A 14,543-nucleotide genomic window follows, 5' to 3' on the forward strand; every position below is an offset into this window, starting at 1 on the left:
TTCGACCTTGGGTTCCAGACGGCCGGTGGCGTACGTGGAGGCCGCGCGCAGCAGGGCGGCAACGAACAGGACGGCGGCCATGGTCACCAGGGCGGGGGCGGCGCCACGCAGCCGTTCCTCGATGGTGCCGGTGCCGATCAGCCGGCCCAGCACGCTGTTCACGGCGAGCAGGCTCACCGCCTGCGCCGCTCCGACACCCACCTGCGAGGCCAGGACGATCCGCGCGGCCCGGGCGTCCGCCTGCCGGGCCAGCCGCAGACTGGACGCGAGCATGCCGGGCAGCCGGGTCATCATGGCGCGGAAGTCCAGCTCCAGAAAGGCGTCCCCGTGCTGGTTCCAGCCCATGTCGTAGCGGAGCGGTCCCCCGAACAGCAGCTGCTCCGACTCCGACACCTCGGACGCCGCCGTGTCCTGCCTCTTCCTCACCGCGATCCTCCCCGGGGCCGTGGCCGTGGACGAACGGCCACTATCGCGGCCGGAGCCGCCCCCGGGGCAGGGCGCGCGACGAAGCTCGCGGGGCGCGGGGGAGTGCGCGAGGGGTGCGGACCGAGACCGCCCTGGACGGGGTCGCGGTCGGATGGAGGGCGCCTCGGGCTCGCTCACACTCGGACGGGTCGGCCATCCTGGCGTCCGAAGGCGCGCGGCGTCACGCGCTCACGCGCTCAGCGGGCGGGACCACTGCGGTGTCGTCCCCGTCACCCGGCACAGGGTGACGTACAGCGGTATCGGCGGGGTGTACGGCAGCGTGCCGTCGGGGCGGTGGATGAGGCGGGCGGTGCCGGGGAGCGGGGCGCCCGGGCCGTAGAGGGCCGGGGCGGGCCAGGTGAGGGCGTCGTCGGAGTCCGACGGGACGATCCACCACCAGCGCGTGCCATCGGCGAACACGCACCCCACCCGCGGCAGCCGCGACACGACCAGCGGCCCCAGTCGCGCCGGTACCGCCACGGCGTCGCGGCCCAGCGGTGCCGTCATGCCCTCGGGCAGGGGAAACGACCCGTGTCCGCCGGCGCCGTCGGCGGACGACGACCGCCGGTCGCGCTTCAGGCGGACCAGGGTGTCGAGGCCCAGCGACTGGCCGGAACCGGGCGCGCCGTTCATGCCTGCCTCCGCCGGGGTACGGACCCCGGCGCCGCGGACCGCCCCTGCGCGCCGGAGCCCGACGACGGTGGGTGCGCCGGAGTGTGCGCGGGCCCGGGCGACGAGCCGCGCGACGGCCCCGGAGCGGGGCGAGCGCCCCAGCCAAGGTCGCCGCGTGGCTCGGCGGTGTCCAGGGCGCCGTCGGTCTGGCGCGACAGCTCCGCCCACACCAGCAGCCCGGGCCCGTGCTCCTGAGCCCCCCAGGCCTGACACAGCGCGTCGACGAGGAGCAACCCCCTCCCGTGCTCCTCCTCCGGGCGCTGCGGGGACGGGTGGGGCTCATCGGGCGCACAGCCCTCGTCGTGCACGGCAATGCGCACCGTGTCGTCGTGGTCGTGCAGCTCGCACACGACGCGACTGCTCGCGGTGTGCACGATCGCGTTGGTGACCAGCTCGGATATGACCAGGGCGGCGGTGTCGCAGGTGTCCGCGCAGACCGACCAGCCGGTCAGTCGGGCACGCACCAGGCGTCTCGCCTGGGCGGCGGAACCCGGATGAGCGGCCAGCTCGAACCGGAACCGGCGCCTGGCGGTGCCCTCACCTGGGTCGACTGCCTCTCCCACGCTCGAAGCAATGCGCACGGGAGAACCCCCATCGGTACCGAGACCAAGTCGGTCTGCGGCGGCGTCTGTTCCTAAGGGCGCGGACGGAATCACGCTTGCCACTATCGCCCTGCCGTGAACACTTGGCAAGTATCACTCTGAAAAATGCAGAGTGCTGTGTGACGCGGTGAAGGGCCGTGGCACACTGCTCGCAACAACATGCCGAGCGGCGCCAGTTGGGATCAGTGCGGATCCGGCGGACCGATCCGGCCAATGCGACCGATGTCACCGAACGGGAGTGTTCCGGCTGTTCGGGTCAGTTCGGTCTCCCTGGTCGTCACGGTCATTCCGTCAGATCTTCGAATGACTCTTCGAGTGGCGCCGCTGGGTTGTCGGCATGCCGGGTGACACCTGTATGCGCGTTGACGGCCAGGAGGCCGGCGAGCCCGACGGGCGAGCCCGGCCGGGGAACTTCGTGGAGGTGGGGCGTGAGCGAGCCGCGGTCCGCGCCGACGGTGGGCCAGGTGGTCCTCGGCCGGCGCCTCCTCGACTTGCGTGAACGCGCGGGACTCAAGCGCGAGGAGGCCGCCCGGGTGCTCCGCGTGGCGCCCGCCACCGTCCGTCGTATGGAGATGGCCGAGGTCGCCCTCAAGATCCCGTACATCCAACTGCTCCTGAAGGCCTACGGAGTGGCCGACGACGAGGCCGACCTCTTCGTCCGGCTGGCCGAGGACGCCAACAAGCCGGGCTGGTGGCAGCGGTTCCACGACATCCTGCCGAGCTGGTTCTCCATGTACGTCAGCCTGGAGGGCGCGGCGACCCTGATCCGCTCCTACGAGCCGCACTTCGTGCCCGGACTGATGCAGACCGAGGACTACGCGCGCGGGGTGCTGAAGTCGGGCGCCGTCGGCCACACCGAGCCGGACGAGATCGAGCGTCATGTCGCCCTGCGCATGCAACGCCAGCAACTGCTCACCCGCACCGATGCCCCACGCTTCTGGGTGGTGATGGACGAGACCGCCCTGCGCCGCCCGGTCGGCGGTCCGGAGGTGATGCGCGCGCAGATCGACCGACTGCTCGAAGTCACGAAGCTGCCCAATGTGACGCTCCAGGTCGCCCCGCTCTCCAGCGGGCCGCACCCGGGGACGTACGGGCCCTTCGTGCTGTTCCGATTTGCCATGCCCGAACTGCCGGACATGGTCTACAGCGAGTACCTGACCGGCGCCGTTTACCTGGACGCGCGCACCGAGGTGGCGACCCACCTCGAGGTCATGGACCGCATGGCGGCGCAGGCTGCTACGGCACAACGCACGAAGGAGATCCTCCGGGATCTCCGCAAGGAGCTGTGAATGGACCGCATAAAACCCCAGTCCGGGCCGCGGAACCGCATCGGGCGGATCTACAACGGCATGCCTGCCCGGGAACTGGGCAGCGAGGGCTGGCACAAGCCGTGGAGCGGCGGCAACGGGGGCAACTGCCTGGAGGCGATGAAGCTGGCCGACGGCAGGATCGCCGTCCGCCAGTCGACCGACCCGGACGGGCCGGCGCTGATCTACACCACGGACGAGATGACGGCCTTCATCGAGGGCGCCAAAGCGGGGGAGGCCGACTTCCTGCTCTCCTGACCTGTTCCTTTGCCCTGCTTTCCTATGCCTCTGGCCCTCCCCTTCCTGCATCCCCTTTCCTTCCTCCCCTTCCTCGTTGTTCAACTTCTTTGTAATGGTGCTGAACCGAACGTCCACCGCGTAGGAGGCTTACGGAGCGCATGACCGCCAGGACCGCACCCGCCAGGGCGCGTCCACCAGCGGACCACTCCGTGGTCGACCTGTTCGTCCGCGCCGATCTGCCCCGGGCGACGGCGGTCCGGCCGTGAAAGCGACCCGGACCGCCGGCTTCGGCGGGACGGTGACGGGGTCAGATGGGGGTGCCCACGGCCGCCGCACTCCCGGGCGGCCACGACACGCCTCCCGCACCCGTCGTCGCACCGCCGCTGCACCCCATGCCGTCCGGACCCGCGGGGCCTGCGCCTACACCGTCATCGGCCGGTCATGCGGCGATATCGGCGACGGCAGTTGCGAACTCCCCGTCAGATAGCGGTCGACGGCCGCCGCCACGGCCCGTCCCTCCGCTATCGCCCACACGATCAGCGACTGCCCGCGCGCCGCGTCCCCGGCGGCGAACACGCCGGGCACGTTCGTGGCGAACCCCGTGTCCCGGGAGACGGTGCCGCGCGGCTCCGTCGCCACCCCGAGCTGGTCGAGGAGTCCGTCCTTACGGTCGGGCCCGGAGAAACCGAGCGCCAGCAGCACCAGGTCGGCGGGGAGCGTCCGCCCGGTCTCCGGCACCGGCCGCCGCGCCTCGTCCACCTCCACCAGGTGCAGCGACCGCACATGCCCGCTCGCGTCGCCCGTGAAGCGAAGCGTCGACGCGGCGAACAACCGCGCGTCCGCGTCAGCCGAGGGCGCCGTCTCCAGGTCCCGAGCCTCCTCGTGAGCCGCCGACAGCCGGTAGATCTTCGGATACGTCGGCCACGGCTCGACATCCTCGTCCCGCTCCGCGCCGGGCTGCGCGTAGATGTCCAGCTGGGTCACCGACGCGGCCCGCTGCCGTACCGCCGTCCCCAGACAGTCCGCCCCCGTGTCACCCCCGCCCACGATCACCACATGCTTACCGGCCGCCGACATCGGCGACTCCGCCAGATCCCCCTCGCACACCCGGTTGGCCAGCGGCAGATACTCCATCGCCTGGTGTATTCCGTCCAACTCCCGACCCGGCACCGAAAGTTCCCGCCACGCCGTCGCCCCGGTCGCGATCACCACCGCGTCGTACCGGGCCCGCAGCTCCGCCGCCCGCAGGTCCCGCCCGACCACCACCGACGTACGGAACTTCGTCCCCTCGGCCCGCATCTGGTCCAGCCGCCGTTCCAGGTGGTGTTTCTGCATCTTGAACTCGGGGATGCCGTACCGCATCAGCCCGCCGAGCCGGTCGTCCTTCTCGTACACGGCGACCGTGTGTCCGGCCCGGGTCAGCTGCTGCGCGGTCGCGAGCCCGGTCGGCCCGGAACCGATCACCGCCACGGTCCGCCCGGACAGCCGCTCCGGCGGCCGCGGCGAGGCGAGCCCCTCCGCCCACGCGTGGTCCGCGATGGCGCACTCGACGTTCTTGATCGTGACGGCGGGCTGGTTGATCGCGAGCACGCACCCCGCCTCGCACGGCGCCGGGCACAACCGCCCTGTGAACTCGGGGAAGTTGTTCGTCGCGTGCAGCCGGTCGCTCGCCGCCCGCCAGTCCTCCCGCGACACCAGGTCGTTCCACTCGGGGATCAGGTTGCCCAGCGGACACGCGTCGTGGCAGAACGGCACCCCGCAGTCCATGCAGCGGTCCGCCTGTTTGCTGATGATCGGCAGCAGCGCCCCGGGGACGTACACCTCGTCCCAGTCCCGGACCCGCTCCTCGACGGGCCGCCGCGGCCACTCCTCGCGCGGTGTGGTCATGAACCCCTTGGGATCGGCCATGGTCGTCTTCCTCGCATGCGGTTACCCAGGCCGTGCTTCATCTGGCGGCGCTCTTTCGGTCACGATACGTCCCCTCGGTCAGGCCCGCAGGGTGGCTGACAGCGCTTTCTGGCAGGTCTTCCTCAGGGTGGAGCCAGCCGGGGTTCACTCTGAGCCGGCGGAGGGCCGGCGGGGGATCAGAGAGGGGCCAGAGGGGATCCAGGCCGAAGCCGGCCGGGGGTCGGTCTTCTCCCGCGTCTCCCTCAGGACAGGGCCAGGACATAGACGAGTGCCGCCGCGGCCGCTGCGACCGTGCGCACGTGGTTCCAGAGTGTCCACTCACGCACATAAACGGGCCAGTAGGAGACGGCCTCCGGGGTGCCCGGCTCCAGCTTGGCCAGCGCCTCGTTGCGGGGCACGTTCGCCATCGCGGTCAGCCCGAAGGAACCGAACAGGTACAGCCCGCTGCCCAACAGCAGCTCCACCTTGCCCTGGTCCGGCCACACCACGAACGTCACCACCGCGATCATCGCGCACAGCACCGCCGACCCCGCGAACACCAGCATGAACGCCGGGGCCAGGGCCGCCCGGTTGATCGCGTTCATCGCGGCGACGCCCTGCGCCGGCGGCAACGAGGCCAGCCCGCGCATCACGAAGGCCGAGAACCCGCAGAACACCCCCGCCACCAGTCCGGTCCCCAGCACCCCCACCAGGACCAGCACGTAATACGGCCCGTCGATCACGACCACCACACCCACTCTCGCCCCCGGACACCTCCGCCACTCAAGTCAATGCCCACGAGTCGCCCCTCCCCATGGCTGTGAAGCCCGTCCCCACACACATCCGACCGGAATTCACCCCATACCTTTCCCAGGTGACGGCGCCCCGGCTCCCAGGGCCTGACGGGCCGCTCCCCGCGGCGAGGACGCGCGTTCTCGCGACGGATCACGCCGTCCCGCCGTCCCGTCGTCCCGCCCTTGACCGGCGTCACCCGGTCAAGCGGATCTCCGCCCCGGCCTCCCACTCCCGCAGCACCGCCTCCACCGTCCGCGCGATCCGCCGCCGCGCCTCGTACCGCGGAACCCCGCTCATCAGCAACTGGTCGTACGGCGTGTCCACGTGCCGTACCCCCGCCACCACCGCCGAAACCACCGCCCGCTCCGTCAGTGCCCGCCCGGCCGCCGTGCGCCCGACCCGCCCGCTGCCCCGCACCGACGCGTGCGCCGCGATCGCCCGGGCCCGCTCCGCCGGACAACCCGGGAACAGACGCAGGATCTCCGCCGCGAACGCGTCCGTGAACCGCACGTCCTCGGCCGCCCGCCGCTTGGCGTCCCGCGCCCGGCGCCGCCGCCGCGCCTCGGCGTCGGCCAGGCACCGCGCCTCGGCCCGGGCCAGCGCGGCCTCCTCCACCAGGATGCCCCGTCGCTCGTAGCGGCTCTTGCGCCGGTTGAACCGCACCACCACCGCCGACAGCGTGCTCTCCTCACGCGCCCGCCGGGTCAGCGCGGTGTCCCCACGTGGCAGGAACACCAGATGCCCGAGATCGGCACACTCCAGGCACCGCGGCACCCCGTCCTCCACCACCAGGAGCGGCAGCGGCCCCCGCCGGCACGCCGCACACCGCCTGTGCCGCAGCGGCTGTACGACGAGAAGCCCACCGCGCTGAGGGGGAGTTGCAAGGCGCGTCATATGCGGTACCTTCCCCTCTCCGGGGGGTGATCTCACGTGGTTCGCGGCACCCGGCGAGCCGGACCGCGTCGTTCTTCCGCCCTGCTCGCGGCCCGTCCCGCCACCGCCGCCGCACCCGGAACCTCCCCGCCGTGTCGAACGGCCGACCCGGCATCATGATCCTGTGCGACTCGAAGCGATCACCTGGGACCGGCTCGCCGAGCGTCTCGCCGAGCGGCTGGCCGAACTGAGGCCCGCCGACGGGAGTGCCTGGCCACGCGTCGCCTTCGACGGCGCTCCGGCCGCCCGGCCGGGCGGCCTCGCGGAGCGCGTCGGCGAGGCGCTCCGGGTCCGGGGCCGGCCGTCGCTCGTCGTGGGCACCGAGGGCTTCCTGCGCCCCGCCTCGCTGCGACTGGAGCACGGGCGCCGGGACGCGGAGTCGTACTACGGCGGCTGGTTCGACACCAACGCCCTGTGGCGCGAGGTCTTCGGCCCCCTCGACCCCGGCGGGACCGGCCGTGTCCTGCCCGATCTGTGGGACCCGGCCACCGACCGCGCGACCCGCAGTGCCTATGTCCAACTCCCGCCCAGCGCCCTCCTGTTGCTGCACGGGCCGCTTCTGCTGCGGCACTGGTTCCCGTTCGACCTGACCGTCCACCTCCTGCTGACTCCCGGCGCCCTGCGCCGCCGTACCCCCGAGACCGACCACTGGACCCTCCCCGCCTTCGAGCGCTACGCGGCCGAGACCGACCCCACCGGTACGGCCGACGTCCTGGTCCGCGCGGACGACCCGCGGCATCCGGCGTGGAACGGCTGAGCGGCCCTGCGCGGGGCGTGATCCGGCAAACCTCTTTTATATGCGCGTGCATCTAAGTAGCCTGGCCGCATGACGAACTCCTCGATCACTCCCGTCGCCTTCGACGAGTCCCTCCGCGCCCTCCTCGATGCCAGGAACTTCGCCAGCGTGGCCACCCTCGGTCCCGACGGTGCCCCGCACAACTCGGTGGTCTGGATCAAGCGCGAGGGCGACACCGTCCTCTTCTCCTCCACCGACGGCCGTCAGAAGGTGCGCAACCTCCGCCGTGATCCCCGCGTCAGCCTCACGGTCTTCGACCTGGCGAACCCCTACCACTCGGCCGAGATCCGCGGCACCGCCGAGATCCTCCCGGACGCGGACAAGCGGCTCCCGCACGAGCTCTCCCACAAGTACCTCGGCATCGACCCGCCCGCGGAGAAGGACGAGGAGACCCGCCTGATCATCAGGGTCGTGCCGCGCAGGGTCGTTGCCTTCTCGGCCTGAGGCGCCGCTCGTGGGCGGACGGCTCAGAGCCAGCCGTTGCGCCTGAAGCCCCGGTACAGCACCAGGCACGCCACGGCTATGACGCCGATGACGAGCGGATAGCCGAATCGCCAGTGCAGCTCCGGCATGTGATCGAAGTTCATGCCGTACACGCCGCACACCATCGTCGGCACGGCGATCACCGCGGCCCAGGCCGTGATCTTCCGCATGTCCTCGTTCTGCGCGACCGTCACCTGTGCCAGATGGGCCTGGAGAATGGAGTTGAGCAACTCGTCGAAGGCTGCGATCTGTTCCTTCGCGCGCATCAGATGGTCGAGCACGTCCCTGAAGTAGGCCTGTATCTCCGGAGCGATCACCCGTATCGGCCGGGTGGTCAGCTCCTCCATCGGCCTGCCGAGCGGCACCACCGCCCGCTTCAGCTCCAGGAGTTCACGCTTCATCTGGTAGATCCGGCCCGGGTCGGCCCGCGCGCCGTTCTCCGCGAACACGTCCGCCTCGACCTGGTCGATGTCGCCCTGCACCGCGTCCGTGACGTTCAGGTAGTCGTCGACCACGTGGTCGGCGATGGCGTGCAGCACCGCCGCCGGCCCCTTGGCGAGCTGGTGCGGCGCGGCCTCCAGCTCCTCGCGCAGCGGCCCCAGCGAGCTGTGCCGGCCGTGCCGTACCGTGATCACGAAGTCCTCGCCGAGGAACACCATGATCTCGCCGGTGTCGACCACCTCGCTGGTCGCCGTCAGCTTCTCGTGCTCGACGTAGCAGACGGTCTTGAACACCGCGAACAGCGTCTCGCCGTACCGCTCCATCTTCGGGCGCTGATGGGCCTCGACCGCGTCCTCCACGGCCAGCGGGTGCAGGTCGAACAGTTCGGCGATGCCTGAGAACTCCGTGTCCGTCGGTTCGTGCAGCCCCAGCCAGACGAACCCCTCGCCCTTCTTGCGCACCCGTTCCACGGCGGAGAACAGATCACTGCACTCCGGGACCCGTACCCCGTGCTCGTACGTCACGCAGTTGACCACCGAGGAGCCGAGCGGGGACCGCGCGTGATGGTTCAGGTCGACGCGCGGCAGCCGCCGGGCCAGCCGCGCCACCCTGCGCAGGCCGCCGGACCTGCCCAGCTCCGTGACCTTCCGCAGATTCCCTGCCATCGTCATCCGGATCTCCTCGCGTGGATCCACTCGCGCAACGCTTCCCGCCTTGCCCGGCAAAGTCTGCCAGCCCGGTGTGAGACACGGGTAAGCCTGTGGGAACGGCGGGTTCCGCTTGGTTCCCGCCTGTGGACAACCGGATACCCGGCTCGGACACCCGCCCGCCGACAGCGAGTTGTCCCGGTAACCGGAGTTCCCCGTCTCCGCCGACAGCACGCTCGCCGCGGCCGGGCGCCGGCTGCCCCGGACAAGCCGGGCAACTGGGATCATCGCTTCATGACACAGGCCGACGGATATCTCCTCGACAACCGCCAGAGCGAGGCCGGAGAGCGCTTCGACGCCTTCGCGGACCTCTTCGACCCGACCACCTTCCGCCACCTCGAGGCACTCGGTCTCGGACCGGGCTGGCGCTGCTGGGAAGTCGGGGCCGGCGGCACCTCCGTGGTGTCCTGGCTGGCCGAGAAGGTCGGGCCGGCCGGTCGGGTCGTCGCCACCGACATAGACACCTCGCTGCTGGCCGCGGCCGCCCAGGCGCCGGTCGAGATCCGTACCCACGACGTCGGTGCCGAGGAGCCGCCGGGGGAGGGCTTCGACCTGGTGCACGCCCGGCTGGTCCTGGTCCATGTGCCGGACCGGGACAGGGCGTTGAGCTCCATGGTCAAGGCCCTGCGCCCCGGTGGACGACTGCTGATCGAGGACGCCGACCCTGCACTCCAGCCCCTCATCTGCCCCTACGAGTACGGCCCCGAGCAGCGGCTCGCCAACCGGCTGCGCCAGGGCTTCCGCAAGCTCCTCGCCGAACGCGGCGCCGACCTCTCGTACGGCCGCAAGCTCCCCCGGCTGCTCCGTGAGGCCGGGCTGCACCAGGTGGAGGCCGACGCCTGCTTCCCCGTCGCCTCGCCCGCCTGCACCGCCCTGGAGACCGCCACGGTCCGGCAGATCCGCGACCGGCTCGTCACGGCCGGTCTGGCCACCGACGAGGACATCGACCAGCACCTGGCCAATGTCGCGACGGGCAGCATGGACCTCGCCACCGCCCCGATGATCTCCGCATGGGGCCGCAAGCCGTAGCCGGCCGCTTCCGGGCGCCGCGCCGTGGCCGGCCGCGCCGTTCCGTGGCCGATGCAGTGGTCACTCGCGGGCGGGCGGTCTCGCGCCCACGCGTTCCACCGCCCGGGCGCCCGCCCGGCAGCCCCGCTCCGCCGCCTGCCGCGCATCCGCGCCGGCGACCAGCGCGGCGAGGAACGCCCCGGTGAAGGCGTCACCGGCGCCCGTGGTGTCCCGGGGCGTGGCCGGTGCGGCCGGGATACGCGCGAGGACCTCGCCCGACCGTGCCACCAGCGCACCGTCCGCCCCCGCCTTGGCCACCACCAGCGGCACCTGGCGGCTCAGCTTGGCCGCGGCGTCCGCCGGATCGGGCAGCCCCGTCAGCAGACAGGCCTCGTCCCGGCTCGGCAGCAGGACGTCCACCCCCTCGACGAACTTCAGGAAGCGGTCCACGCCCAGCGCCACGAGGAACCCGGCCGACGCCGGGTCAAGGCTCACCGGCACGCCACGCGCGCGTGCCGCCGAAAGGGCCACCGCCACCAGCGCCCGGCTTGGTTCGGAGAACAGCAGATAACCGGAGAGATGCAGCCGGGCCACTCCGTCGAGCAGCGTGTCCGACCAGTCGGCGGGTTCCAGCCGCAAGGAGGCCCCGCTGTCCGTGAGAAAGGTGCGTTCGGCCGAGGCACCATGGTCGACCAGGCAGATCACCGTTCCCGTCGCCGCCTCCGGGTCCACCACGAGCCGGGGCCGCACCCCGGCGGCGACCAGTTCCCGCTCGTGCCACCGTGCCACGTCCGCGCCCACCCGCCCCAGCAGCCGTACGTCCGCACAGCCTGTGTGGGCGGCCCAGCTGGCCACATTGGCGCCCGCCCCGCCGGGCAGCGTCCGGATTCCGGCGGCCGTGTCGGTGCCGGCCGCGAGCGGCCCCCGGTACCGCGCGACGACATCGGTGACGACGTCCCCGACGACCAGCAGCGCCCCGCCTCCGCCCGGCGCCCGGTCGCCGCGAGGCGTCACCTCGCCGCCCGGTGCCGCCTCCCGCCCGGTCGTCACCCCCTGGCCCACGCCGAGGCGATCCGCGCCGCCAGCCGGACGTTGCCGCGTACGGCTGCGAGGTTGGCCTCCAGCGAGGCGCCGTCCGTGTGCCGGACCAGATAGCCGAGCAGGAACGGTGTGACCGCCTGACCGGTGATCCCTTCCGCGTGGCACGCGTGCAGCGCGTCGGCGAGCACGCGCGCGTGCAGCACGGGGTCGAGCTGCTCCGCCTCCGGGACGGGGTTGGCGACGATCAGCGCCGTGTCCGACGCGTCGAGCGCGTCCTGCGCCCGCATGACGTCCGCGACCTGTTCCGGGGTCTGAAGCGTCCAGTCGACCGGATGCCCGGAGTCGGACAGGTAGAAGCCGGGGAAGCGGTCCGTACCGTATCCGGCTACGGCCACCCCCAGGGTCTCCAGCCGCTGGAGGGTCGCCGGCACGTCCAGGATCGACTTCACGCCCGCGCACACCACCGTGATCCGGGTGCGGGCCAGCAGGCCCAGGTCGGCGGACTCGTCCTGGGTCACCGTCCACTCCCGGTGCACGCCGCCCAGACCGCCCGTCGCGAACACCCGGAGGCCGGCCAGCGCGGCCAGCTGCGCCGTCGCGGACACGGTGGTCGCCCCGCTCGCCCCCGCCGCCACGGCGAGCGGCAGATCGCGGTGGCCCAGCTTGCGGATTCCCTCCTCGTTCGCGACCCGCTCCAACTGGTCCTTGTCCAGGCCGACATGAGGCCGCCCGTCCAGCACGGCGATGGTCGCGGGCACCGCGCCCGCACGCCGTACCGTGTCCTCCAGCTCCAGTGCCACCTGGAGGTTGCGCGGGCGCGGCAGCCCGTGCGCGATGATCGTGGACTCCAGGGCGACCACCGCGCGGCCCGCGTCGAGCGCCTCCCTGACCTCTTCCGACACCACCAGCACCACGCCTGCCTCCTGTCCGTCGGTCTTCCCTCATCTCTGGCGGGGGCCACCCCCGGATAAACGTTTGCGGCCTGTGGGGGACGCCACCAGGCTGGGCGGCATGACGCATCACACGGCACGTCTGGACCATGTCGTCCTCTGGGTGTCCGACCCGGCCGCCGCGGCCGGCTTCTACGAGCGGATGCTCGGCCTGGAGCCGCTGCGGGTGTCCGAGTTCACCGCGGGAGCGGTGCCCTTTCCCTCCGTACGCGTCAACGAAGAGTCCATCATCGACCTCGCGCCGCTCACCCTGGCCGAGCGCATGCCCGCGCTACCCGGCGCCGCCGACAGCGCGGGCCACCCCGTGAACCACGTCTGTCTGTCCCTGCCGTCCGACGCCTTCGACGCCCTGCGCGCCCGCCTCGCCGAGCACGCCGTCCCCATGACCGACATCGGACACGACTCCTTCGGCGCCCGCGGCCCGGCTCCGCGCAACTTCTACTTCCGGGACCCCGACGGAAACGTCGTGGAGGTACGGCACTACGGCTGACACCCCGGCGGGGCGCCGCACGACCAGGGCTGACCGCGCCGACGGGGCGCCGCACGACCGCGGCTCGGGCCGCGTCTCAGAACAGCGGCTCTGGCAGCACACCCTCCAGGGCGAGCAGTCTTCGCTTGGTCTCCAGACCGCCCCCGAACCCGCCGATCCCGCCGTCGCTCTCCACCACCCGGTGACACGGCACGACGACCGGCAGCGGGTTGGCTCCCATCGCCGCGCCCACCGCCTGCGCCCCGCCGGGCTGCCCGACCCGCCTCGCCAGATCGCCGTATCCGACCACCGTGCCGTACGGGACACCGGCGGCCAGTTCGCGCAGCACCTGCCGGTTGAAGCCCGAGATCAGCGACCAGTCCAGCGGCAGGTCGAAGTCCTGCCGTCGGCCCGCGAAGTACGCGTCCAGCTGGGACACGGCCTCGGCCAGCAGCGGGTCCGCGGGATCCTCGACGGGCTCGGTGCCCAGCCGGGCCGCCAGCCGCTCCAGGGTCCGCTCCCGTATCGCGTCGGTGGCGTGGAACACCACATTGACCAGCCCGCTGCCGGTCGCCGCGAGCAGCAGCGGACCGATGCCGGTGCCCACGACGGCCCACACCACCCGCTGCCCGTACTGCCCTTCGCTGTCCATGCGTCCCACCGTACGGCCCGCCACTGACAATGCCCCCGGCCCCGGCCCCGGCCCCGGCCCCGGCCCCGGTCCAGGTCAGCTCGCGCGCAGCGCGGCGCGCACCACGTCCGGCTTGTTGGTGATGATCCCGTCGACGCCGTAGCCGACGGCCTTCCAGGTGGTGACCGCGTCGTCCACCGTCCAGGTGAAGACGCGCAGTGGCCTGCCGTGCGGTCCGTCGAGCGAGTGCACGGTGTTCACATAGCCGGCGGAGATCGAGTTCACCGAGGGGTTGACCAGGTCGGTGAAACCCGCGTACCGGTGCAGGGACGCCACGGACGGTGTGCCGAGGTAGCCGGTCGTCACAGCGGGCCGGAGACCGTGCACGACACGCAGGCTGTCCGCGCTGAAGCTCTGCACGACGAGCCGGTCCAGGTGCCGGCGGTCCAGCCACCCCTCGTCGCCCAGCAGCCCGAGGATCTGCCGCTCGATGCCGGGATACAGCTCCGGGTTCTTGATCTCCAGAAGCAGCTTCTCGTGGTTGTGCTCGACCCGGCGCAGGTACTGCGGCAGCGTCGGCACGCGCGTGCCGGTGTAGGAGCGGGAGAACCAGCTGCCCGCGTCCAGCCGGGCGATCTCGGCCGCGGTGAAGTCCTTCACCTTCCAGGGCGCCCGGCCGGGGAAGACCTGTTCGGCGTCGGTGGTGCGCCGAAGGCTGTCGTCGTGGATGACGACGAGCCGGCCGTCCTTGGTGCGCTGGACATCGTTCTCGACCCAGGTGAAGCCCAGCGCGGCCGCCCTGTCGATGGCGGCCAGCGTGTTCTCCGGGGCGTAGGCGGAGGCGCCCCGGTGCGCGAGCACGGTGGGCTCGGCGGCGTCACCGGCCCGGGCGGCGGGGACAGGGCTCAGCAGGGCGGCCGTTCCCAGCAGCGCGGTGGCCGTGGCGGCGACTGCGCGCGCGTGCATGCGTAGTCCTCACGTCGAGCGAATACGGACAGCACCAGAGTGACAGCAGTCAGTCAACAGCGGTCGGGTACGGAACGGCCACAGATTGAATGGAGTTGCCCAAGCCCGCTCACTGTTGCCGCACAACTGCGGCAAGGGCGTGTTTCTTTG

At 72.0% G+C, this 14,543-nt stretch carries 16 protein-coding genes and 1 pseudogene; 6 read left to right on the plus strand and 11 right to left on the minus strand.

All coding sequences use genetic code 11. From position 1 onward, the window contains the following. From LQ326_RS41890 to LQ326_RS41900, 3 genes and pseudogenes are all read right to left on the minus strand, one after another. Nucleotides 1–345: pseudogene (locus LQ326_RS41890) on the minus strand (ABC transporter ATP-binding protein); the annotation flags it as partial. 309 nt (nt 346–654) lie between these two features. Further along, nucleotides 655–1,098: a hypothetical protein gene (locus tag LQ326_RS41895; protein ID WP_234544335.1), complete on the minus strand. Its 444-nt coding sequence runs from the start codon at nt 1,096–1,098 to the stop codon at nt 655–657. Next, nucleotides 1,095–1,802 (minus strand): ATP-binding protein, encoded by a 708-nt coding sequence (locus LQ326_RS41900; protein WP_234544336.1) that lies wholly within the window; start codon nt 1,800–1,802, stop codon nt 1,095–1,097. The genes LQ326_RS41895 and LQ326_RS41900 overlap by 4 nt, the downstream gene beginning before the upstream one ends. 365 nt (nt 1,803–2,167) lie before the next feature. Between LQ326_RS41900 and LQ326_RS41905 the strand changes: the two genes are divergently transcribed. Both LQ326_RS41905 and LQ326_RS41910 read left to right on the plus strand, forming a co-directional pair. Then, nucleotides 2,168–3,028: a Sco1979 family transcriptional regulator gene (locus LQ326_RS41905; RefSeq protein ID WP_234544337.1), complete on the plus strand. Its 861-nt coding sequence runs from the start codon at nt 2,168–2,170 to the stop codon at nt 3,026–3,028. Then, on the plus strand, nt 3,029–3,304 hold the full coding sequence (locus LQ326_RS41910) for a DUF397 domain-containing protein (protein WP_181807552.1): 276 nt from the start codon (nt 3,029–3,031) through the stop codon (nt 3,302–3,304). Nucleotides 3,305–3,706: 402 nt separating this feature from the next. Here LQ326_RS41910 and LQ326_RS41915 read toward each other — a convergent pair whose 3' ends face one another. From LQ326_RS41915 to LQ326_RS41925, 3 genes are all read right to left on the minus strand, one after another. Beyond that, a complete protein-coding gene (locus LQ326_RS41915) occupies nt 3,707–5,194 on the minus strand; it encodes a glutamate synthase subunit beta (RefSeq protein WP_234544338.1) in 1,488 nt (495 codons plus the stop codon). A 242-nt stretch (nt 5,195–5,436) separates the two neighbouring features. Then, on the minus strand, nt 5,437–5,916 hold the full coding sequence (locus tag LQ326_RS41920; protein WP_234544370.1) for an anthrone oxygenase family protein: 480 nt from the start codon (nt 5,914–5,916) through the stop codon (nt 5,437–5,439). A 244-nt stretch (nt 5,917–6,160) separates the two neighbouring features. Beyond that, on the minus strand, nt 6,161–6,862 hold the full coding sequence (locus LQ326_RS41925) for a DUF2293 domain-containing protein (RefSeq protein ID WP_234544339.1): 702 nt from the start codon (nt 6,860–6,862) through the stop codon (nt 6,161–6,163). A 163-nt stretch (nt 6,863–7,025) separates the two neighbouring features. Between LQ326_RS41925 and LQ326_RS41930 the strand changes: the two genes are divergently transcribed. Continuing rightward, entirely contained in the window at nt 7,026–7,658 is a 633-nt protein-coding gene (locus LQ326_RS41930) for a nucleoside/nucleotide kinase family protein (protein WP_234544340.1), read from the plus strand. Nucleotides 7,659–7,727: 69 nt separating this feature from the next. Then, complete coding sequence (locus LQ326_RS41935) at nt 7,728–8,141, plus strand: PPOX class F420-dependent oxidoreductase (protein WP_234544341.1); 414 nt, start codon at nt 7,728–7,730, stop codon at nt 8,139–8,141. Between the two features lie 23 nt (nt 8,142–8,164). Here LQ326_RS41935 and corA read toward each other — a convergent pair whose 3' ends face one another. Further along, nucleotides 8,165–9,292 carry a magnesium/cobalt transporter CorA gene (gene corA, locus LQ326_RS41940; protein WP_234544342.1) on the minus strand — a complete coding sequence of 376 codons (1,128 nt, stop codon included), beginning with the start codon at nt 9,290–9,292 and terminating at the stop codon, nt 8,165–8,167. A 270-nt stretch (nt 9,293–9,562) separates the two neighbouring features. Between corA and LQ326_RS41945 the strand changes: the two genes are divergently transcribed. Next, the gene (locus LQ326_RS41945; RefSeq protein ID WP_234544343.1) at nt 9,563–10,357 is read left to right on the plus strand and encodes a methyltransferase; all 795 of its coding nucleotides are present in this window, start codon (nt 9,563–9,565) and stop codon (nt 10,355–10,357) included. A 60-nt stretch (nt 10,358–10,417) separates the two neighbouring features. Here LQ326_RS41945 and LQ326_RS41950 read toward each other — a convergent pair whose 3' ends face one another. Both LQ326_RS41950 and LQ326_RS41955 read right to left on the minus strand, forming a co-directional pair. Further along, the gene (locus LQ326_RS41950) at nt 10,418–11,350 is read right to left on the minus strand and encodes a carbohydrate kinase family protein (RefSeq protein WP_234544371.1); all 933 of its coding nucleotides are present in this window, start codon (nt 11,348–11,350) and stop codon (nt 10,418–10,420) included. A gap of 32 nt (nt 11,351–11,382) precedes the next feature. Beyond that, on the minus strand, nt 11,383–12,291 hold the full coding sequence (locus tag LQ326_RS41955; protein ID WP_234544344.1) for a pseudouridine-5'-phosphate glycosidase: 909 nt from the start codon (nt 12,289–12,291) through the stop codon (nt 11,383–11,385). A gap of 97 nt (nt 12,292–12,388) precedes the next feature. Between LQ326_RS41955 and LQ326_RS41960 the strand changes: the two genes are divergently transcribed. Beyond that, complete coding sequence (locus tag LQ326_RS41960) at nt 12,389–12,817, plus strand: VOC family protein (RefSeq protein WP_234544345.1); 429 nt, start codon at nt 12,389–12,391, stop codon at nt 12,815–12,817. Nucleotides 12,818–12,893: 76 nt separating this feature from the next. On the opposite strand, the gene LQ326_RS41965 is transcribed toward LQ326_RS41960, so the two are convergent. Further along, complete coding sequence (locus LQ326_RS41965; protein WP_234544346.1) at nt 12,894–13,448, minus strand: methylated-DNA--[protein]-cysteine S-methyltransferase; 555 nt, start codon at nt 13,446–13,448, stop codon at nt 12,894–12,896. A gap of 75 nt (nt 13,449–13,523) precedes the next feature. After that, nucleotides 13,524–14,393 carry a glycerophosphodiester phosphodiesterase gene (locus tag LQ326_RS41970; protein WP_234544347.1) on the minus strand — a complete coding sequence of 290 codons (870 nt, stop codon included), beginning with the start codon at nt 14,391–14,393 and terminating at the stop codon, nt 13,524–13,526. Nucleotides 14,394–14,543: the final 150 nt, after the last annotated feature.

It is taken from the genome of Streptomyces shenzhenensis, from assembly GCF_021462265.1.
Taxonomy (GTDB): Bacteria; Actinomycetota; Actinomycetes; order Streptomycetales; family Streptomycetaceae; genus Streptomyces; species Streptomyces shenzhenensis.